This is a genomic window from Streptomyces sp. NPDC101166, from assembly GCF_044768125.1.
Classification (GTDB): Bacteria; Actinomycetota; Actinomycetes; order Streptomycetales; family Streptomycetaceae; genus Streptomyces.
Window position 1 is genome coordinate 120,200 of sequence record NZ_JBIWPF010000015.1, and the last position, 20,802, is coordinate 141,001.

Here is a 20,802-nt window from a genome sequence, read left to right on the forward strand (position 1 = left end):
CGGGTGGCCGCCCCTTACACGTTCGTCTTCCGGGACCGTCAGCTCCAGACGTTGCCCTGGTTCTGTGCCCGCGCCCCCTGCTGTCCCATGCCGTACTGCGCGGCGAGCCCGGAGCCGATCTGGGCGTTCTGCGGAGGCAGCAGTTCACTCGGCTGGACCAGTGCGAAGCCGGTGCCCATGAAGCTCAGCTCCCAGCCCTCGCCGGTGTTGCCGCGCCGCCGCCACACCCCTGAGGAATGCGTCTGGGCCTGCATCTGCACCCGCAGCCCGGTGGACCAGGCGACGATCGCGTCCGCGTCGCAGTTGACGTACTTGTCGGGCGTGACCTGCATCATCAGCGGGGCGCCGGACGTCATCAGGGCGACCCGGCCCCGGCCGGTGATGTTGAGCTGGTACTTCCCCGAGCCGGAGATGCCGTAGAGGCTGTCGACGGCGATCACCTCGTGGTGCAGCGAGGAGTCCATGGCGAGGACGTAGCTGCTGTCGACGGTGAGGCCGTCCTGTTCCACGTCCACGAGGTGGATGTGCTGGGCCAGGTTGGCGAGGTAGACGGTGCCCTGCCCATGACAGCGCATCAGGTCCAGGCCCTCGCCGGTGCGCGCACGCGCGCGTGCCTGGTTGCCGCTCCGGTACTCGGCGTCGAACTCCACGAGCCCCTGGTAGGCGACCATGGTGCCCTTGCGGGCGAGGATGTCGTCGTGGCCCTCCAGGGCGACGCGGAGCATCTGCTTGTTCTGCAGGCTCCAGCGCTCCTGGGTGGGCTGGTCGTTGTAGGCGAAAAGCGAACTCTGCATGGTGGCTCTGGCTCCCCCTCAGCCCCGGACCCGGAGACGGTCGGTGCTGTCCTCGCTGGGCTGGACGACGACGATGCCCTCACCGGAGAAGGCCATCTGGTAGGCCTCGCCGCTGCCCCGGCCGATGAGCGACTGCGCCTTGAAGCTGCGCTTGCCCTTGACCTTGAGGTTCGGCGACCAGGCGACCAGCGCGTCCGGGTCGACGTACGTCTCGTTCTCGCCGCCGCCGCAGTCCACGACGATCGGCTTGCCCCGGGAGGTCAGCGCGACCCAGCCCTGCCCGGAGATCCTCGTGTTCCACAGGCCCTGACCGGCGAACTTCGCCAGCCCCTTGACCCGCTCCACGCCCCAGGTGAGATGGGCGTCGAAGGCGAGCAGGTTGGTGGCGTTGACGGAGATGCCGTCGCCGTTGAGGTTGATCACGACCACGTCGGCGCCGTAGTCGGCGAGGTAGAGCAGACCGTCGCCGGAGCACTTCATCAGCGGCGCGCCCTCCCCGGTCATCCAGTCGCGCGCGATCTGGCGCACGGCCGGCGGGTTGGGCTCGTACTGGATGAAGCCCTCGTAGGCGATCATCGAGCCCACCCGCGCGAGGAGGTCGTTCCCGGTCTGGAGGGCGACCTTCAGCATGTGGTTGCCGTGGTTCTCCATACGGGCGGTGACGGGTGCGGGGGCGAAGCCCGCGAGCGGCTGGTTCATGACGGGCTCCCTCAGACCTCGTACGGCTGGACGACGATGAAGTTGCCGGGCGCACCCCGGAACTGGAGGTTGACGCTCTCGCCGGTGTCGCCGGGGTATGCGTTGCGGCGCATCCGCACCTGGCTGGAGACGACGACCTGGGAGGCAGCCGACCAGGCGACGACGGCGTTGCAGTCGGCGAAGGTAGTGGGCGTGACCGGCAGCACGACGGGGGTGCCGTGCGTCTTCACGACGATCGTCCCGGTGCCGGTGAACTGCATGGTGAACAGGGCGCCGCCGGGGATGCCGTGCCCCTCGACGCGGCGGACCTCGTACTGGAGGCTCTCGTCGAAGGCGAGGACGTTCTCGGCGGAGACGCAGAGGCCGTCTCCCTGGAGTTCGATGGGGTGCAGCATCGTGGAGTTGTCGGCGAGGAACACCTGTCCCTGGCCGGTGCAGCGCATCAGCTGCATCTCCTGGCCGGTCGCGTTGCCCACGATCCGGCCGGCGAACCCGGCGCCCTTGTAGCTGAAGTCGACCTTGCCCTGGTAGAGCACCATGCTGCCCTGGCGGGCCAGCACGGGCTGGCCGCCGACGCCGAGGTCGACGCGGATCAGCTTCTTGTTCTGCTGCGTCCAGCGCTGACCGGTGGGCGTCTCCTTGAACCGCTGGAGCGCGGCGGACACCCCGGCGCCGCCCTGGGGCGCGCCCTGCGGCACACCGTAGGGCTGCTGCTGGCCGTAACCGGTGGGGGCCTGAGGGGCCTGAGGAGGCTGGGCGTAACCGGGGGGCAGCGGTGCGGTCGGGGCGCTGGGGACGGCCTGGCCGTAGGACTGCTGGTGGGGCGGCTGGCCGTACGGCGGCTGCTGGCCCGGCTGGCCGTACGGCGCGGGGGCCGGGGCGGGCGGCGGGACGGGTGCGCCGCCCGGCGGGGTCAGCGGCGCGACGATGGTCGGTGCGGCGTGCATCGAAGGCGCCGGCGCGGGGGGCGGGGCCTGCGCCGGCGGTGTCGCGGCGGGCGGCGCGAAGCTCTGCGGGGCGGGATGGTGCGGGGCGGAGGGCGCGGCGGAGGGGGCGCCGAACGCGGGCGGCTCGCCGGCCTGGGCCGGCGGGGCGAAGCCGGGAACGGCGCCGGTCTGCGGCTGCTGGGGGGCGGCGGGCGCCTCCTCCTCCATGACCTCGCCGCCGAAGTTCTTCAGCAGCGCGTCCAGACCGCCGTCGAAGCCCTGACCGACCGCCGCGAAACGCCAGACGTCCTTCAGGTAGAAGTCACCGAGCATCACGGCTCGCTCGGTGGAGAACTCCGAACCGTCGAACGCGTACCGGGCCACCTCCTCGCCGCCCGCCACGATCCGGAGGTAGCCGGGGCCGATCTGCGACATCTGCCCGGCGCCGTCGACGGTCGCCGTGAAGGACAGCTTCTGGATCTGCGGCGGGATCCGGTCGAGGGTGACGCGGAAGGACTCCGTGTCACCCGCCTGGGCGCCCAGGAGCTGGATGGACTCCTCTGGGGACTTCGGCTGGTTGAAGAAGACGAAGTACCGGTCGTCGGAGAGCCGCTCGTCGGCGTCGAGGCCGAAGCAGCTGATGTCGAAGGTCAGGCCCGGACCGGAGATCTGCACACCGACGTACAGATCCGTGCCCGCGGTGAGGTCACTGATCCTGGCCTTGTGGCCGCGCTGGAATTGCCTGGTCATGCGTAACGACCGTCCCCCATCCCGATTCGAAGTGCGTCGCGCCAGGCTAACGGCAAACTCCGACATCGGACGATGTCGGTACAGACCCGGTACACAACGGGCTCAGTCCTCGCGCGGGCCGGGATCCTTGGGCAGCCGGGCGGCGGCCGCCACTCCTTCCAGATAGCCGCGGGCCCGCTCGGTGCGCGGATAGGCCTCCAGGAGCCGCCAGAAGTCGGCGCCGTGGCCGGGTACGAGCAGATGCGCGAGCTCGTGCAGCAGGACGTAGTCGATGACGTACTCCGGCATGCCCTTGAGCCGGTGCGACAGACGGATGCTGCCCTCGGCCGGGGTGCAGGAGCCCCAGCGGGTGTTCTGGTTGGTCACCCAGCGCACGGAGGCGGCCCGCGCCCGGCCGGCGAAGTACTGCGCCGACAGCCGCTCGGCACGCTCGGCCAGCTCGGCGTCGCCGGGGACGCGCCGGCTCTCCTGGGCGGCCAGCTTGTCGAGCATGACGCTCACCCAGCGCTGCTCCTCAGCCGCGGACATCCGGGCGGGGATGAGCACGATGGTGCGATCGCCCTCGCGGTACGCGGAGACCGTCCGGCGTCGGCGGGCGCTTCTGCGGACCTCGATCGCGCTCGCCCCCGAACCGCTCGGCGGCTGGTTCGTCGTGCTGTGCTGTGGCTTTTTGGCGCGGTGCAGTGGGTCGGCGGGCACGCCCAGACGTTACCCGCTGCACATGGCGGAAGTCCCGACTCCGGGGCGGTCGGGTTCCGAGCGCCGCCCGCTGCCCTGCCTCGTACGACGGATCAGTACGACGGATCAGTACGACGAACCTGTCCGCCTGTGGACAACTTTCGGCACCGATCGGCGAGGCCCCGGCATGCTGGCACGAGCCGGCGGAGCGAGGTCGTCCCCACGCCTGAAGCTCCGCCGGTGCGATGAGTTGCGGGCTGATCCCGGCGGGGGCCGTGATCTCAGGCTGACGGGGGTTTTCGATGCATCCGATGGTGAAGCCCGCGCTGCGGCGCGGCTGGCGCGATCTCAACACCGTGCAGTTCGGGATGACTCCGGCGCACGCGTTGACGCTCGGCCCGATGGACACCGCGACGGGGAGTTTCCTGGACCTGCTGGACGGCACCCGTGGTCTGCCGCTCCTGCGTCAGGAGGGCAGGCGGATGGACCTGCCCGACGATCATGTGGACCTGCTGGTGAAGCGGCTGGCCCGGGCTGGACTGCTGGACGACGCGCGCGGCGGTGGACCGGACGCCGACGCGTTGCGGGAGAAGAAGGACGTCATGGAGCGGCTGCGTCCCGACCTCGCCTCGCTCTCGCTGACCGTCTCCGAACCGGGTGAAGCGCTCGGCCGCCTGGCGGCGCGGCGGCGGATGCGGGTGCAGGTACGCGGGGCGGGACGGGTCGGCTCGGTCCTGGCTTCGCTCCTGTCGGGAGCCGGGGTGGGCGAGGTGGACGTGCGCGACGGCGGCCGGGTGGAGCCGGGGGACGTCGCACCGGGCGGGCTGGCCGTGGAAGCGGTGGGCGAACGCCGGGACGAGGCCGCCGGGCGCGCGGCCCGCGGGGCGGCTCCGGACCGCCCGCCGCGCAGAAGCCCGCGCTCCCCGGCCGAGACGGACTCGCCCGGCTTCTCCTTGGTCGTCCTCGCCCCTCGGGACGACGTGTCCGTGCACGCGCCCGCGCCTTCGGCGGCCGAGCCTCTGATCGCCTCGGGCACACCCCACCTGTACGCCGGGGTGGTGGAGGCGACGGGTGTCGTGGGCCCCCTGGTCCTCCCGGGGGAGACGGCGTGCGCCGGCTGTCTGCACCACGGGCGCACCGATCGTGATCCGGCCTGGCCGCGCCTGGTCGCGCAGTGGCACTCCGGGGGACGGCGGCGCCCGGCCCGCGCCTGCGATCTGACGCTGGCCGCGACCGTCGCCGGCCTGGCGGCGGCACACGCGGTCGCCTTCCTCGACGGCGGTCTCCCGTCGAGCGCGGGCGCGCGCTGGGAGGTCGCCCTGCCGACGCTCCAGTGGCACGCGCGACCGGTGTGGGCACACTCGGGGTGCTCGTGCGGGTCGGCGGAGAAAGGTAAGGAGGAACACACTCCCTCCGAGGAAGGGGTGTCGCGCGCGACAATGGCGGAGCAACGGCAGTCGACCGAGTTGGGCCGTACGCCACAAGCGACGCGGCCGGCTGGGACTTGGAGGGCGCATGTCTGATCTTCCCCGGAAGGCGGTCACCCGGACCGCCAAGCTCGCCGCGCTCCCGCTCGGCTTCGCCGGCCGGGCGACCTGGGGCCTGGGCAAGCGCATCGTGGGCGAGTCCGCGGAGATCGTCGGCCGCGAGCTGCAGCAGCGCACCGCTGAGCAACTGTTCAAGGTCCTCGGCGAGTTGAAGGGTGGTGCGATGAAGTTCGGGCAGGCCCTGTCCGTCTTCGAGTCGGCCCTGCCCGAGGAGATCGCCGGCCCCTACCGAGCGGCCCTCACCAAGCTCCAGGAGGCGGCGCCGCCGATGCCGACCCGCACGGTGCACGCCGCGCTCGCCGAGCGGCTCGGCGAGGACTGGGCGGACCTGTTCCTGGAGTTCGACGACAAACCGGCCGCCGCCGCCTCGATCGGCCAGGTGCACCGGGCGGTGTGGCATGACGGACGTGAGGTCGCGGTCAAAGTGCAGTACCCCGGGGCGGGCGAGGCCCTACTGTCCGACCTGACCCAACTCAGCCGATTCGCCCGTCTGTTGGGCCCTCTCGTCCCCGGTATGGACGTCAAGCCCTTGATCACCGAGCTGCGGGACCGGGTCTCCGAGGAACTGGACTACGCCCTGGAGGCGCAGGCCCAGCAGGCTCACGCCGAGGAGTTCGCCGACGATCCCGACGTCGTGGTCCCGGCAGTGGTCCACCAGGGCGACCAGGTGCTGATCACCGAGTGGATCGACGGAGTGCCGCTGTCCGAGGTGATCTCCGACGGCACCCAGGAGCAGCGGGACCGCGCCGGTCAGCTGCTGTCCCGCTTCCTGTTCTCCGGCCCGGCCCGCACCGGTCTGCTGCACGCCGACCCGCACCCCGGCAATTTCCGTCTGCTGCCCGGCGGCCCCGACGGCGAGGACGACTGGCGGCTGGGCGTACTGGACTTCGGCACCGTGGACCGGCTCCCGGGCGGCCTGCCCGAGCCCATCGGCGAATCCCTGCGGATGACACTGGACGGCGAGGCCGCCGCGGTCTACGAACTGCTGCGCAGGGAGGGCTTCGTCAAGGAGTCCATAGAGCTGGACCCCGACGCCGTCCTGGACTACCTCCTGCCGATCATCGAGCCGGCGCGGGTGGAGGAGTTCACGTTCACCCGTGACTGGATGCGCAGCCAGGCCGCGCGGATCGCCGACCCCCGCTCCCCCGCCCACCAACTGGGCAAGCAGCTCAACCTCCCCCCGGCGTACCTGCTGATCCACCGGGTGACGCTCAGCACGATCGGTGTGCTGTGCCAGCTCGGCGCGGCGGTGCGACTGCGCGAGGAACTGGAGGCGTGGCTCCCGGGGTTCGTCGTCGAGGCGGACACGGAGGAAGGGCTCGAAGAAGGACTCGAGGACGGCCTCGGGGCCGGCCCGGAGGAGGACGAGGAGGACACAGCGGCGGAGGCGTGAGGCGGCCGGCAGGTCGGCCTCGCGGCCGGGGCCGGGACCGGGACCGGCCGCCGCGGACAACGCACCGCGGGGGCCGGTCCGTTCGGACGGACCGGCCCCCGCGGGGAGAGCTTCGCCTCCCTCACCGGGAGGCCACCGCTTCAGGCGGGAAGGGCTACTGCATCACGGCCATCGCGAGCGCCCGGCGAGCGCGCAGCGAGGCGCGCTCGGCCCGGCGCTGCATCCGGCGGGCGGTCGCCAGGCGCATGGCCCGGCGTTCCCGCTCGGCCTCGTGCAGCCGGTCGTGCATATGCGCACGTGCCAGGGCTTCTGGGATGAGTTGCATCTCTCGGGTCCTGTTCTGACGCGAGTCGTTCGCGCCGGTGGTGGTGACGTCTTCGGTCGCGGAGCCTGCGGGCTCGCTGGTGGACGGCTTCATCGGGGCCTGCTTCTTGGGGTCGTGCGTGAGGGGACGGTCGATGGTTCCTGTGGTGTTCATGCTGTGACCGGGTTCTTGCGCGGGCGGCCACGCGGCCGCTTCCGGGCGACGACGACACCCTGGACGAACAGCTCGCCACCCCAGACACCCCAGGGCTCACGCCGCTCCTTGGCGCCGGCGAGGCAGGCCTCCATCAGCGGGCAGGTCCGGCAGAGGGACTTGGCGTACTCGACGTCCGCGGGCGACTCGGCGAAGAAGACCTCCGGGTCGTAGGAACGGCAGGGGACGGGTACGCCCAGGTTCTCGATGGCGTCGTCGAGCGCGGTGAGCGCGGTGAGCGGGGTCAAGGCGGAGTCCTCCGTGAGGCCGGGCGGGGGGATCGTTTCGGAAGGCGGTACGGACGGGGCGTGCGCTTCGAGTTGCACGGTTCGTCTTCCTCGTCTGGTCGGTCGGCCCTGTGGGGCCGGTGGCGGCTGGTACCGGGTTCTTTTCTTGTCCCGAGGCCCCTTCGCTTCGTCGTCCCCGTTGGAGGACAAACAGAAGGGCCGCGGATCCCGGATGGGGTTCCGCGGCCCTGAAGGCGCCGGCCTGATCGAAGATCAGGCTGGATCACTCCAGGGTTCTGGCCCACGGAAGGCCCACATCTGGTGGTGCTGCGTCGTCTGCTTCCGGAATCCGGCACCGGTCGCCGTAAAGGCATAGGCCTTCGCCTGTGCCACTACTGCCGCTTCCAGTGCCTTGGTCGGTCGCTCGCTGCGCTCGCGGACAGGGAGGCCCGCAAGAGCGACGGAGGACGCCGGCCGATCGGCACGAATGCCGGACAGACCGGTGCCCAGGTTGGAGGCGCCGAGCATGCACATGGAGACGATGGAGCGATCGGTCAGTTTGGCGGTGCTGATGGTGCTGGCGTTGTTGATGATCACTGGAATCGCCTCCTCTCGGCGTCTCGGGGGACCAGGGGTGAACCCGGTCCGGCGGATATGCAAGTACAGCACGGGATCAGGGCCTTCGAGAAGGCCTCTGTTCTCGTGCCTAAGAACCTATGGGGATTGCCGGGGCATGCGCAAACTATTTTTTCGACGAGTTCGGATCAGTCTCATTCGGCCTCTCCAGCCGGGTCCTGGCCTGCGCAGATGGCCAGTACATCGGCCCCGTAGCGGTGGAACTTGCGCATACCGACCCCGGGGATGCGCGCCAGCTCGGCCGCCTCCTCGGGGACGGCCTCGGCGATCGCGATGAGGGTCTTGTCCGTGAAGACGCAGTACGCGGGCTGACCGTTGCGCCCCGCCTGGATCGCGCGCCAGTCGCGCAACCGCTCGTAGAGCCCTTCGTCCATGTCCGAAGGGCAGTCCTCGCAGCGCATCAGCTTCATCTCCCCGGCGTCGGTGAGGCCGCGCCCGCAGACCCGGCAGCGGGCCGGGGTGCGCTGCGTCCGCCGCGGCACCGCGGAGACTCCCGCCGCCCGGCTCGTCGCACCGCGCTCGACGCCTCCCGAGGCGGCGGACCAGCCCCGCCCCGCCGCGACGCCGGAGCCGGGCCGCAGCCCGTCGAGGAAGCGGCTGGGGCGGCGGCTGGACCGTCCGCCGGGCGAGCGGGACAGCGCCCAGGAGATGTGGAGACGCTCGCGGGCGCGGGTGACCCCGACGTAGAGGAGACGGCGCTCCTCCTCGATCTGCTCGTCGGTCTTCGCGTAGGTGATCGGCATCATGCCCTCGGCGACACCGACCAGGAAGACGACGTCCCACTCCAGGCCCTTCGCCGAATGCAGGGAGGCGAGGGTGACGCCCTGCACGGTCGGCGCGTGCTGGGCGTTGGCCCGCTCGTCGAGTTCGGCGACCAGGTCGGCGAGGGTGACGCCGGGCCTGGCGGCACCGAAGTCCTGCGCCAGGTGGACCAGGGCGGCCAGCGACTCCCAGCGCTCTCTGACAGCGCCGGAACCGGCGGGCGGCTTGGGCGTCCAGCCCTCGCCGGAGAGCACGGCACGCACCTGGGAGGGCAGGTCGTCGGCGTCGTCGAGGACGGTGTCGTTGCCGCTGAAACGGGCTGAGCCGCGCAGGGAGACGATGGCCTTGCGCACCTCGGGCCGGTCGAAGAACCGCTCGGCGCCGCGCAGCTGGTAGGGGATGCCGGCGTCGGCGAGTGCCTGTTCGTAGGTCTCGGACTGGCCGTTGGTGCGGAACAGGACGGCGATCTCGGCGGCCGGGACGCCGGCGTCGAGCAGTTCGCGGATGCGGCGGGCGGCTCCCTCGGCTTCGGCGGGCTCGTCGGTGTACTCGCAGTACGCGGGTTCCGGTCCCGCGGCGCGCTGGGAGATCAGCTCCAGCCGGTGGTCGGCGGCGCGGCCACGAGCCTGGGCGAGCAGACCGTTGGCGAGATGGACGACCTGGGGCGTGGAACGGTAGTCACGGACCAGCTTGACGACGGTGGCACCGGGATGGCGGGTGCGGAAGTCCAGAAGGTGGTCGGGGGTGGCTCCGGTGAACGAGTAGATCGTCTGGCTGGCGTCGCCCACCACGCACAGGTCGTCCCGGTCGCCGAGCCACAGCTCCAGCAGGCGCTGCTGGAGGGGGCTGACGTCCTGGTACTCGTCGACGACGAAGTGCTGGTACTGGGCGCGGACCTGGTCGGCGATGTCGCGCCGGTCCTGGAGGACGGCGACGGTCAGCAGCAGCACGTCCTCGAAGTCGATGACGGCGCGCTGCCGCTTGATGTCCTCGTAGGCGGCGTAGAGCTGGGCGATCTCTGCGGGATCGCGGGGGGCGTCGCGGCCCGCCACGGCAGCGGCGGCCGGGTAGTCGGCGGGGACGGTCTGGGTGACCTTGGACCACTCGATCTCGGCGGTGGCGTCGCGCAGCTCCCCCCGGTCGAGTCGGATGCGGCAGGCGGCCGCCGCGTCGGCGACGAGCTGTATCTTGCGGTCGACTAGCCGGGGCAGGGAGCCGCCGACGGCTTTCGGCCAGAAGTACTGGAGCTGGCGCAGGGCGGCGGAGTGGAAGGTGCGGGCCTGGACGCCCTGGGCGCCGAGCTGGCGCAGCCGGCCGCGCATCTCGCCGGCGGCGCGGTTGGTGAACGTGACGGCGAGCACGCTGGAGGGCTGCAGGACGCCGGCGCGGACTCCGTAGGCGATGCGGTGGGTGATCGCCCGGGTCTTGCCCGTTCCGGCTCCCGCCAGCACGCACACCGGACCGCGCAGGGTGGTGGCCACCTCGCGCTGCTCGGGGTCGAGCCCTTCGAGCACCGCGTCGGCCGAGTCCGGTACCTGCGGGAAGAGGGGGGAATGCGTTGCTGCTGTCACACAGCCATGCTGCCAGGTCGCCGGAGACGGGCGGGACGGTTGTCCACAGGCGGGCCGCCGCAGTCGTACCAATGCGGCGGGCGTCACGCCGTGAGGGGCTCCCCGGGGGAATGACGGCGCGTGCCCGGACGTTCCTCCACTGCGACCAGACGTCCCCGAGCCCTTGAAGGAGCGCGACCGACATGCCGGGCACCGTGACGATGTACAGCACCACGTGGTGCGGCTACTGCCGCCGGCTGAAGAGCCAGATGGACCGCGAGGGCATCACGTACGACGAGATCAACATCGAGCAGGACCCGGAGTCCGCGGCATTCGTGGAAAAGGCGAACGGCGGGAACCAGACGGTGCCGACCGTGCTGTTCCCCGACGGTTCGACGCTGACGAATCCTTCGCTCGCTCAGGTCAAGCAGAAGATCGGCGCGTGACTCACCGCGGCGTGAGCGTGCGGCTCACGGCGGTGTGAGGAGGGCGGTCCCCGGCGGTTCGGGGGCCGCCCTCCTCTGTGTCGCGTCAGCCGGTGAAGCGCGTCACGTCGTGTCGGGTCGTGTCGTGTCGTGTCGCGTCACAGGAAACCGCGGGTCGGCAGGGGCTTGGCGTACCAGAGTTCGATCAGGCGGGCCGCGATGGAGATGCCGTAGGGCGGCAGGACCTCGCCGGATTCGAAGGCGGCGCCGAGTTCGTCGCGGGAGAACCAGCGGGCCTCGTGGATCTCGTCGCCGTCGACCTCGATGTCGGTGGAGGTGGCGCGGGCCGTGAAGCCCAGCATCAGGCTGGAGGGGAACGGCCAGGGCTGGCTGGCGATGTAGTCGACCCGGCCGACGCTGACGCCGACCTCCTCGAAGACCTCTCGGCGCACCGCCTGCTCTATGGACTCGCCGGGCTCGACGAAACCGGCGAGGGTCGAGAAGCGGCCCTCGGGCCAGTGAACCTGGCGGCCGAGCAGGATGCGGTCCTCCTCGTCCGTCACGGCCATGATCACCGCGGGGTCGGTGCGCGGGTAGTGCTCGGCGCCGCACGCCGGGCAGCGGCGGATGTGGCCGGCGGCGGCGATGACCGTGCGCTCCCCGCAGCGCGAGCAGAAGCGATGGGTGCGCTGCCAGTTCTCCAGGCCGACGGCGTGCACCATCAGGCCGACGTCCCGCGGGGACAGCAGCAGTCCGGCCTCGCGCAGGCCGGCCGGGCGGGCGGACTGGTCGATGCGGCCGGGCAGCGCGTCCTTCTGGAGAGCGAAGTAGCTGACGCCGTCCTCGTCAGTGCCGAGGAAGTACCGGTGGGCCTCGGTGAGGGGTGCTTCGAAGGACGGGGTCATGACGAGTTCGGTGCGCCCGTCGGACGTCTCGTCGATGAGGACCTGGCCGCCGGAGACGACGAAGCAGCGCGTCGTGGGGTGGCTCCACGCCGCGGCGAGCCAGGCCTCGTCGAGCCGGTGGTGGGCGGCCCGGTCGATGCCGCTCGGCGCTGTGAGTGAGACGGGCCGGTCGGCGTTCTGGTCGGTCCAGGTGGTCACTGGTGCTTCCAACTCCCCCGTTGAGCGGTGGTGTGGGCGGGCGATTCAGCAGGACGTGCGGCGGGCGACCGGGCCGGGAGCGGTGGAGCGGGACGGTTTTCCCGGTGTGCCCCGCGCGGCGCCGCTCCGGATCGGGCGGCGTCGTCAGGGTGCACGGCGCCAGGTCTCGGCGAGGTCGCCCCAGAGGTGTGCGGCGGTCTCGACGCCCTTGAGGAGGAGGCTCAGCTCGACCTTCTCGTTCGGGGCGTGCCAGCCGTCGGACGGGACGGAGATGCCCAGGAAGAGCACGGGAGCGCCGAGGACTTCCTGGAGGTCGGCGGCGGGGCCTGAGCCGCCCTCGCGGGTGAAGCGGACGGGGCTTTCGAAGGCGCGGCCCATGGCGCGGACCACGGCCTGCAGTGCGGGGTGGTCCAGCGGGGTCAGACACGGCCGGGTGGCGGGGCTGAAGGTGATCTCGTGCCGGATCCCGGCGGGCACCTGTGCGTCGGCCCAGGCGCGTACAGCCTTTTCGACCTGGTCGGGGTCCTGTCCGGCGACCAGCCGGAAGGACAGCTTCACGAAGGCGGAGGACGGGATGATCGTCTTGCTGCCGGGGCCCTGGTAGCCGCCGCCGATGCCGTTGACCTCGGCCGTGGGGCGGGCCCAGACGCGCTCCAGGGTGGTGTGTCCGGCCTCGCCGTGGGCGGCGTGGGACTTGGCGGTGCGCAGCCATCGCCGCTCGTCGAAGGGCAGCTCGGCGAAGAGGTCGCGTTCGCGGTCGGTGAGTTCGACGATTCCGTCGTAGAAGCCGGGGACGGCCACGCGTGCGTGTTCGTCGTGGAGGGCTGCGACGAGGCGGGCGACGGCGGTGGCCGGGTTGGGCACGGCGCCGCCGAAGGAGCCGGAGTGGATGTCCTGGTCGGGGCCGAAGAGCTGGATCTCGCACTCGGCGAGACCGCGCATGCCGGTGCACACCGTGGGTGTGTCCTCGGACCACATGCCGGTGTCCGAGACGATGACGGCGTCGGCGGCGAGCCGTGCGGCCTTGTCCTCGACGAGGGCGCGGAAGTTCGGGGAGCCGGACTCCTCCTCGCCCTCGATCAGCAGCTTGAGGTTGACGGCGGGGGCGGTGCGGCCGGTGGCGGCGAGGTGGGCGCGTACGCCCAGGGTGTGGAAGAAGACCTGTCCCTTGTCGTCGGCGGCCCCGCGCGCGTAGAGGCGGTCGTCGCGGACGACGGGTTCGAAGGGGTCGCTGTCCCAGCCGTCCTCACGGGCCGCGGGCTGCACGTCGTGGTGGCCGTAGACGAGGACCGTGGGCGCCTGGGGGTCGCCGGAGGGCCACTCGGCGTAGACGGCGGGGGCGCCGGGCGTGGGCCATACCTCGGCGGTGGGGAAGCCCGTCTCCTTGAGTTTCGCGGCGAGCCAGTCCGCGCTGCGCCGTACGTCGGGTGCGTGGTCGGGCTGGGCCGACACCGACGGGATGCGCAGCCACTCGGCGAGGTCGTCGAGGAAGGCGGCACGGTGCCGCTCGACGTGCGTGCGGACGGCGCTGACGGCACTGTCAACGGGATGGCTCATGGTCACGAGCCTATCGGCCCGCGCCGACATCCTCTCCGGGCGGTTGCGCTCACCTCTCGCGCGCGGCGGGCTGCCCCGGGGGGTCCTCGGCGGCCTCGTCCTGCGTCAACAGGCGCTCCAGCGCGGCTCGGTCCGGCAGCCCTTCGGGGTGTACGACCTCTCCGGTGCGCACGTACACGAAGGCCGCTGTGACGGATTCCACGGGCACGCCCTGCTGCTCGGCCCAGGCGAGCCGGTACAGCGCGAGCTGGAGGGGGTCGGCGGTGCGGCCCCGGTTGGTCTTCCAGTCGACGATCTCGTAGGTGGCCGTCTCGTCGTCGCCGTCTTTGTAGACGGCGTCGATGCGGCCCCGGACGACCCGGCCGGCGAGGGTGAGCTGGAAGGGCGCTTCGACGCGGTGGGGGGTGCGGCGGGCGTACTCGGTGCGTTCGAAGGCGTCCTTGAGTGCCTCCAGGTCTCGTTCGTCGGCGATCTCGGCGTCCTCGCCGGGCAGTTCGTCGGGTTCGAGCAGGGGGAGGGTGAGCTCCTCGAAGCGGGCTTCGACCCAGGCGTGGAAGCGGGTGCCGCGGCGGGCGGCGGGTTGCGGGGGCAGGGGCATGGGGCGGGCGAGTTCCTGGGCGAAGCCGTCCGGGTCGGCTGCGAGGCGCAGCAGTTGGGAGGCACTCAGTGTGGCGGGCAGGGGGACGTCGGTGACGCTCTGCCGGGCGCGCAGGAGTTCTCCTGTGAGCGCGTCGAGGTCGCGGTCCCAGGAAGCGATGGTGCGGGCTTCCTCGGGGGTGAGGGGAGTGTGCCGGGGCTCGGGCGGGTGGGGGCGTGCGGCGGGCGGTTCGGGGGGCGGGGCCTGGTGCGGGACGGTGGGGCGGGCCGGGGCCCACTCGTCCTCCCAGTGGACGGGGGCTTCGCCCGAGCCGTCGGGCCCTTCGTCGTCGAAGGGGTCGCCGGCTTCGTCGTACGGCGGTTCGTCGTAGAGGGTTTCCTCGTGGGGCGGTTCGTCGTGGGCGGGCGAATCCTCGTCCGGCGGGGGCCACTCCGGGTGGTCGGTGGTCTCGGGGCCGGGCGCGGCGGTGTCGCGCCGGTCGTCGGTCGCGGCGCCCGGCTGGTGGTCTGTGTGGGCGGCGAGGGCGTCCAGGTGGGCGAGGACGGTCGCGGCGGCGGCGCGGCGGTGGGCCAGGGCGTCGGCGTCCAGGGGCAGCGGCCAGGCGTGGTCGGCGGCGCCGTGGTGGAAAGCGGGGTTCTCGGTGTCGTCCTCGGGTTCGTCGGCCCAGACCTCGATCTCGCCGTGGCCGGCCGCGCAGTGGTCGTGGAGGGCCTGGAGGAAGGCGGAGGGTCCGCGGGGCTTCTTCTGGGTGGGGCCCCACCAGTGGCCGGATCCCAGGAGCAGCGAGCGGGGGCGGGTGAAGGTGACGTAGCCGAGGCGGAGTTCCTCGGTGTGCTGGTGGTCCTTCATGGCCTCGTGGAAGGCCTTCATGCCGCGCGAGTCCCAGTCCTGGATGTCGGGGAGCGTGTCGGCGTCGCCGCGCAGCGCGTGCGGCAGCACCTTGGCCTGGGCGGTCCACTTCTCGCGGCCCTGGCCGCTGGGGAAGGCGCCGTCGACCAGGCCGGGGACGGCGACGACGTCCCATTCCAGGCCCTTGGACTTGTGCGCGGTGAGGACCTTGACGGTGTTCTCGCCGCCGGGCAGGGCGTTGTCGAGGCCCTTCTCGTACTGGGCGGCGGTGCGCAGGAAGCCGAGGAAGGCGAGGAGGCTCGCCTCGTTCTCGCCGGCGGCGAAGGAGGCGGCGATGTCCAGGAAGTTGGACAGGGTCTCGCGTCGGCGGGCGGCGAGGGCGTGCGGGGAGGCCGACAGTTCCACTTCGAGGCCGGTGACGGCGAGGACGCGGTGCAGGACGTCCATCAGGGGGTCGGCCAGGGATCGGCGCAGGTCGCGCAGTTCGGCGGCGAGCCGGGCGAAGCGTACGCGCGCGTCCGGCGAGAAGGGCAGCCCGTCGTCGTCGCCGGTGCCCGCGGTGTTGTGGAGGGGTGAGTCCAGGAAGGTGTCGAGGGCGTCGGCGAGCGAGACCACTTCAAAGGGGTCGACGCCTTCGACGGCTTGGGCGAGGCGTCGGTCGGGGTCGTCCGCGTCGTCCCCGCGCGCATGGGTCACCAGCAGCCGGGCCCGCCGCCCGAGGAGGGCGAGGTCGCGTGGGCCGATGCGCCAGCGCGGGCCGGTGAGCAGCCGCACCAGTGAGGCATTGGCGCCGGGGTCCTGGAGGACCTCGCAGACGGCGACGAGGTCGGCGACCTCCGGCAGGTGCAGCAGCCCGGAGAGGCCTACGACTTCCACGGGCACGTCCCGGGCGACGAGTGCGCCCTGGATCTCCGCGAAGTCGGTGGCGGTGCGGCACAGGACGGCGATCTCGCCGGGCGCCTTGCCGGTGGCGACCAGGTGGGCGACGGAGTCGGCGATCCAGGCGATCTCCTCGGCGTGGGTGGCCAAGAGGGCGCAGCGCACGAGTCCGTCGCGTTCGGCTCCTGGGGCGGGGCGCAGGGCTTCCACGCCCGCGTGCATGGCGCGCAGGGGCTCGGCGAGGCCGTTGGCGAGGTCGAGCAGACGGCCGCCGCTGCGGCGGTTCTCGCTGAGGGCCTGGCGGGCGGCGGGGCGGCCGTCGGCGCGGGCGAAGTGCTCGGGGAAGTCGTCGAGGTTGGCGACGGAGGCGCCGCGCCAGCCGTAGATGGCCTGGCAGGGGTCGCCCACGGCGGTGACGGGGTGGCCGGTGCCGCCGCCGAAGAGGCCGGCGAGCAGGATGCGCTGGGCCACGGAGGTGTCCTGGTACTCGTCCAGGAGGACGACGCGGAACTCCTCCCGCAGGAGCCGGCCGACTTCGGGCACCTGGGCGAGTCGCGCCGCCAGGGCGATCTGGTCGCCGAAGTCGAGCAGGTCGCGTTCGCGCTTGGCGGCTCGGTAGCGGCGCACGAGGTCGGTGAGTTCGCGCCGGGCCGCCGCGGTGTCGGGCGCCTTGCGCAGGTCGGCGTTGCTGAGTTTCGCGCCCTCCAGGGTGTGCAGGAGTTCGGCGTCCCACGCGCGCAGGTCCTCGGGGGCGACGAGGTGCTCGGCGAGTTCGGCGTCGAGGGCGAGGAGGTCGCTGACCAGGTCGGCGAAGGAGCGGGTGAGCGCCGGGTAGGGGCCGGGTGCCTCGCGCAGCACGCGGGCGGCGAGCTGGTAGCGGGTGGCGTCGGCGAGCAGTCGGGAGGTCGGCTCCAGGCCGATGCGCAGGCCGTGGTCGGTGAGCAGCCGGCCGGCGAAGGAGTGGTAGGTGGAGATCACCGGCTCACCCGGCGGGTTGTCCGGGTCGATGACGTCCGGGTCGGTGACGCCGGCTTTGACCAGCGCCTTGCGGACGCGTTCGGCGAGTTCGCCGGCGGCCTTGTTGGTGAAGGTCAGGCCGAGGACCTGTTCGGGGGCGACCTGTCCGGTGCCGACGAGCCACACCACGCGCGCAGCCATCACCGTCGTCTTGCCGGAGCCGGCGCCGGCCACGATCACCTGCGGGGCGGGCGGCGCGGTGATGCAGGCCGTCTGCTCCGGGGTGAAGGGGATGCCGAGGAGCTCTTTGAGCTGCTCGGGGTCGGTGATGCGGGCGGGCATGGGGCAGAGGCTAGCGGCGGGCACTGACAGTCGATGGCAAATCGCCCGCCGTCGCGCCGGAAAGCGCAGGTCAGCGTGTGCGGTGCGGTCCGTCACACCGGGTCCGTCACACCGGGTCCGTCACACCGGTGTGCTCACTCCACGACGTGGCGTCCTTCCGGGCGTGCGCTGCACGACGCCCGGAAGGCGCAGTGGGTGCAGTGCTGCCCCGCGGTGGGCGTGAACCGCTCGTCGAGGACCTTTCCGGCAGCGGTGGCGAGCAGGTCGCCGACCCACTCCCCCGCGGTTCCTTCGAGGGCTTCCTGGGCCTGGACCTTGGGCAGGCTGTCGCCGCCGTCCCGTTTGGCGGCTCCTTGGCGCAGGTGGACGAGTTCGGCGCCGCCGGGCTCGGGGCGCGCCCCGTCGAAGGCGTCGTCGACGGCGCCCTCTCGGACGGCGAGCTGGTAGACGGCGAGCTGAGGGTGGCGTTCCACCTCGCGCGCGGTGGGCGCCTGTTTGCCGGTCTTGAAGTCGACGACGTAGGCGCGGCCTTCGCCGTCGGTCTCGACGCGGTCCATCTGGCCGCGGATGCGGACCTCGTACTCGCCCGCCTCCAGGGTGACGTCGAAGTCGTGCTCGCTGACCACCGGTGTGCGGCCGGCGCGCAGGCCCCCGGAGTCGACGTGCCAGGTCAGGAAGCGTTCGAGGGCCGCGCGCGCGTTGGCCTTCTCCTGGTCCGACTTCCAGGGCGCGTCGAAGGCGAGCGCGTTCCACACCGACTCCAGGCGCTCCATGAGGACGGCGAGATCGGCCGGGGTGTGCCCGGAGGCGACCTCGTCGGCGAGGACGTGCACGACGTTGCCGAAGCCCTGGGCGGCGGTGGCGGGGGCGTCGGCCTTCACCTCACGGCCCAGGAACCACTGGAGGGCGCAGGTGTTGGCGAGCTGGTCCAGCGCGCTGCCGGAGAGGGCCACGGGCCGGTCGCGGTCGCGCAGCGGCACCTTGCTCTCGGTGGGGTCGAACATGCCCCACCAGCGGTAGGGGTGCGCTGACGGAGCCAGCGGCCGGCCGTCCTCGTCGCTGAGCGCTGCGAGGCGGGCCAGGCGGCGGGCGGCGGCCTCCCTGAGGGCGGCGGACGCGCGCGGGTCGACCGTCGTGGCGCGCAGTTCGGCGACCAGCGCGGCGACGGACAGGGGGCGGCGGGGGCGGCCCGTGACGTCCTTGGGTTCGACGCCGAGTTCGGTGAGGAAGCGGGAGGGCTGGTCGCCGTCGTCGGCGGGGGCCTTCACCGCGGTGACGACGAGGCGGTCACGCGCGCGGGTGGCGGCCACGTAGAAGAGGCGGCGTTCTTCGGCGAGCAGGGCGCCGGGGGTGAGCGGTTCGGCGAGTCCGTCGCGGCCGATGCGGTCGGCCTCCAGGAGGGAGCCGCGGCGGCGCAGGTCCGGCCACAGCCCCTCCTGGACGCCGGCCACGACGACCAGGCTCCATTCCAGGCCCTTGGCACGGTGCGCGGTCATCAGGCGGACGGCGTCGGGGCGTACGGCGCGCCGGGTGAGCGTGTCGGCGGCGATGTCCTCCGCCTCGATCTCGGCGAGGAAGTTCAGGGCTCCCCGCCCTCCGGTGCGTTCCTCCGCACGCGCGGCGGTGGCGAACAGGGCGCACACGGCGTCCAGGTCACGGTCGGCGTTACGGCCGGCCGCGCCGCCGCGCCGGACCGCCCGTTCCAGGCGGGTGGGCCAGGGGGTGCCCTCCCACAGGTCCCACAGCGCCTCCTCGGCGGTGCCGCCGCCGGCGAGCCGCTCGCGTGCCTTGCGCAGCAGCGCGCCGAGGCGCTGCGCCCCGCGCGCGTAGGCGGGGTCGTGCGTGATCAGCCGTTCCGGCTCGGCGAGAGCCCGCGCGAGCAGTTCGTCGGAGGGCGGCGGCAGCGGGTCGCCGGCGGCGCGCTCCTCCTCGCGCAGGGCGCGTCCGAGGCGGCGCAGGTCGGCGGCGTCCATGCCGGCGAGGGGGGAGGCGAGGAGCGTGAGGGCGGTCTCGACGTCGAGCCAGTCCGGGGCGGCGCCGCCCTGGGGCGCGACTGCCCCGTCGTCGGTCCCGCCCCCGGGCGGCGCGGTGGTCTCCCGCGTCGCCGTGGCGCCCGCCTCCGCCATGGCCACCGCGCGCAGTGCCGTGAGCAGGGGGGCGACCGCCGGTTCGTGGCGCAGGGGGAGGTCGTCGCCGTCGATGTCGAGGGGGACGCCGGCGGCCGTGAGGGCGCGGCGGACCGTGGGGATGGTGCGTGCGCCCGCGCGCACGAGGACGGCCATCTCGCCCCAGGGGACGCCGTCCTCCAGGTGCGCGCGGCGCAGGATGTCGGCGATGTTGTCCAGCTCGGTGCCGGCCGTCGGGTACGTGTAGACCTCGACGCGGCCGCCCTCGCGCACGGGGGCGAGTTCGCGGTGGGCGCGGACCTTCTGGGCGGGGAGCCGCGTCAGGGGCATCCGCTGGGTGAGCAGCCGGGTGGCCGCCAGCAGGGCGGCGCCGGAGCGTCGGGAGGTCCGCAGGACCTCGACGGGGGCCGGGCGGCCGTCGGGGCGCGGGAAGGCCTGGGGGAAGTCGAGGATGCCGTTCACGTCGGCGCCCCGGAAAGCGTAGATCGACTGGTCGGGGTCGCCGAGGGCGACGAGGGTGCGGCCGCCGCCGGCGAGGGCGTCCAGCAGCCGCACCTGGGCGGGGTCGGTGTCCTGGTACTCGTCGACGTAGACGGCGTCGTACTGGGCGGCGAGCCGCTGGGCGACCTCGGGGCGGTGGGCGAGGAGGACCGCGCGGTGGACGAGTTCGGCGTAGTCGATCACGCCGTGCAGGTCGAGGACGTCGAGGTACTCGGCGAGGAAGGCCGCCGCGGCCTGCCAGTCGGGCCGGCCGGTGCGGCCCGCGAAGGCGTCCAGGGCGTCGGGCCCGAGGCCGAGCTCGCGGGTGCGGGCGAGCACCGCGCGGACCTCGTCGGCGAAGCCGCGTGTGGTGAGGCACGCGCGCAGCTCGTCCGGCCAGCGCACGTGCGTGAGGCCGAGGCGTTGCAGGTCGATCTGGCCCTCGAGCAGCTGGCGCACGGCCACGTCCTGCTCCGGGCCGGACAGCAGCCGCAGCGGCTCGGCGAACAGGTCGCTGTCCTGGTGGGCGCGGACGAGGGCGTAGCAGTACGAGTGGAACGTGGTCGCCTGGGGGGCGCGGGCGGCGCCCATGCGCAGCGCCATGCGGTCGCGCAGTTCGACGGCGGCCTTGCGGCTGAAGGTGAGCACCAGGATGCGCGCGGGGTCCGCGCCGCGGGCGACGCGGGCGGCGACGGACTCGACGAGGGTGGTGGTCTTGCCGGTGCCCGGCCCCGCGAGGACGAGCAGCGGACCGGTGCTGTGGTCAACCACGGAGCGCTGGGCGGCGTCAAGACGAGGGGGATCGACGAGGGCCGGCGGGGTACGTACCAGTCGGTAAGCGCCACGACTCCCCTGCCGCACCGGAGAGTGCGACAGGCGCCTGGTGGAGGAAGAGGAGCTCACGTGGTTCGCCGGTCCTGGTGGTTGTGCTGGTCGGAGCGCCGCTCGGGGAGAGCGGTGGTCGAGGGATGAGGGGCACGCGCGCGGGCGACGCTACGCCGGAAGGT

15 protein-coding genes are annotated in these 20,802 nt (G+C 72.7%); 3 read left to right on the plus strand and 12 right to left on the minus strand.

Annotation, left to right across the window (positions count from 1 at the left end; all coding sequences use genetic code 11):
* Positions 1-38: 38 nt before the first annotated feature.
* The 4 genes from ACIRS4_RS25895 to ACIRS4_RS25910 all read right to left on the minus strand — a co-directional run bounded on the left by ACIRS4_RS25895 (position 39) and on the right by ACIRS4_RS25910 (position 3,868).
* Complete coding sequence (locus tag ACIRS4_RS25895) at positions 39-794, minus strand: AIM24 family protein (protein ID WP_404200402.1); 756 nt, start codon at positions 792-794, stop codon at positions 39-41.
* A gap of 18 nt (positions 795-812) precedes the next feature.
* The gene (locus ACIRS4_RS25900; RefSeq protein ID WP_404200405.1) at positions 813-1,493 is read right to left on the minus strand and encodes an AIM24 family protein; all 681 of its coding nucleotides are present in this window, start codon (positions 1,491-1,493) and stop codon (positions 813-815) included.
* Between the two features lie 11 nt (positions 1,494-1,504).
* The gene (locus tag ACIRS4_RS25905) at positions 1,505-3,169 is read right to left on the minus strand and encodes a TerD family protein (protein WP_404200408.1); all 1,665 of its coding nucleotides are present in this window, start codon (positions 3,167-3,169) and stop codon (positions 1,505-1,507) included.
* Between the two features lie 102 nt (positions 3,170-3,271).
* Positions 3,272-3,868 (minus strand): M48 family metallopeptidase, encoded by a 597-nt coding sequence (locus tag ACIRS4_RS25910; RefSeq protein WP_404200411.1) that lies wholly within the window; start codon positions 3,866-3,868, stop codon positions 3,272-3,274.
* 281 nt (positions 3,869-4,149) lie between these two features.
* Here ACIRS4_RS25910 and ACIRS4_RS25915 point away from each other — a divergent pair, with 281 nt between their 5' ends.
* A complete protein-coding gene (locus ACIRS4_RS25915) occupies positions 4,150-5,370 on the plus strand; it encodes a TOMM precursor leader peptide-binding protein (RefSeq protein WP_404200414.1) in 1,221 nt (406 codons plus the stop codon).
* Complete coding sequence (locus ACIRS4_RS25920; RefSeq protein ID WP_404200417.1) at positions 5,363-6,787, plus strand: ABC1 kinase family protein; 1,425 nt, start codon at positions 5,363-5,365, stop codon at positions 6,785-6,787. The genes ACIRS4_RS25915 and ACIRS4_RS25920 overlap by 8 nt, the downstream gene beginning before the upstream one ends.
* A gap of 154 nt (positions 6,788-6,941) precedes the next feature.
* Here the strand turns inward: ACIRS4_RS25920 and ACIRS4_RS25925 are convergent, their stop codons facing one another.
* The 4 genes from ACIRS4_RS25925 to ACIRS4_RS25940 form a co-directional block, all read right to left on the minus strand.
* Positions 6,942-7,265, minus strand: coding sequence for a hypothetical protein (locus ACIRS4_RS25925; RefSeq protein WP_404200420.1), 324 nt, complete (start codon positions 7,263-7,265; stop codon positions 6,942-6,944).
* A complete protein-coding gene (locus ACIRS4_RS25930; protein WP_030784068.1) occupies positions 7,262-7,630 on the minus strand; it encodes a WhiB family transcriptional regulator in 369 nt (122 codons plus the stop codon). Before ACIRS4_RS25930 ends, ACIRS4_RS25925 begins: the two co-directional genes overlap by 4 nt.
* Before the next feature lie 174 nt (positions 7,631-7,804).
* Complete coding sequence (locus ACIRS4_RS25935; protein WP_404200423.1) at positions 7,805-8,128, minus strand: hypothetical protein; 324 nt, start codon at positions 8,126-8,128, stop codon at positions 7,805-7,807.
* A 173-nt stretch (positions 8,129-8,301) separates the two neighbouring features.
* A complete protein-coding gene (locus ACIRS4_RS25940; RefSeq protein ID WP_404200425.1) occupies positions 8,302-10,500 on the minus strand; it encodes an ATP-dependent DNA helicase UvrD2 in 2,199 nt (732 codons plus the stop codon).
* 182 nt (positions 10,501-10,682) lie between these two features.
* On the opposite strand from ACIRS4_RS25940, the gene ACIRS4_RS25945 reads away from it, so the two are divergent.
* Positions 10,683-10,925 (plus strand): mycoredoxin, encoded by a 243-nt coding sequence (locus tag ACIRS4_RS25945; RefSeq protein WP_351094991.1) that lies wholly within the window; start codon positions 10,683-10,685, stop codon positions 10,923-10,925.
* A 137-nt stretch (positions 10,926-11,062) separates the two neighbouring features.
* On the opposite strand, the gene nudC is transcribed toward ACIRS4_RS25945, so the two are convergent.
* The 4 genes from nudC to ACIRS4_RS25965 all read right to left on the minus strand — a co-directional run bounded on the left by nudC (position 11,063) and on the right by ACIRS4_RS25965 (position 20,698).
* A complete protein-coding gene (gene nudC, locus ACIRS4_RS25950; protein WP_404200428.1) occupies positions 11,063-12,007 on the minus strand; it encodes an NAD(+) diphosphatase in 945 nt (314 codons plus the stop codon).
* A gap of 144 nt (positions 12,008-12,151) precedes the next feature.
* Positions 12,152-13,564 carry a dipeptidase gene (locus ACIRS4_RS25955; RefSeq protein WP_404200431.1) on the minus strand — a complete coding sequence of 471 codons (1,413 nt, stop codon included), beginning with the start codon at positions 13,562-13,564 and terminating at the stop codon, positions 12,152-12,154.
* Between the two features lie 49 nt (positions 13,565-13,613).
* Positions 13,614-17,189 (minus strand): UvrD-helicase domain-containing protein, encoded by a 3,576-nt coding sequence (locus ACIRS4_RS25960; RefSeq protein ID WP_404200434.1) that lies wholly within the window; start codon positions 17,187-17,189, stop codon positions 13,614-13,616.
* Between the two features lie 134 nt (positions 17,190-17,323).
* A complete protein-coding gene (locus tag ACIRS4_RS25965) occupies positions 17,324-20,698 on the minus strand; it encodes an ATP-dependent helicase (RefSeq protein WP_404200437.1) in 3,375 nt (1,124 codons plus the stop codon).
* Positions 20,699-20,802: the final 104 nt, after the last annotated feature.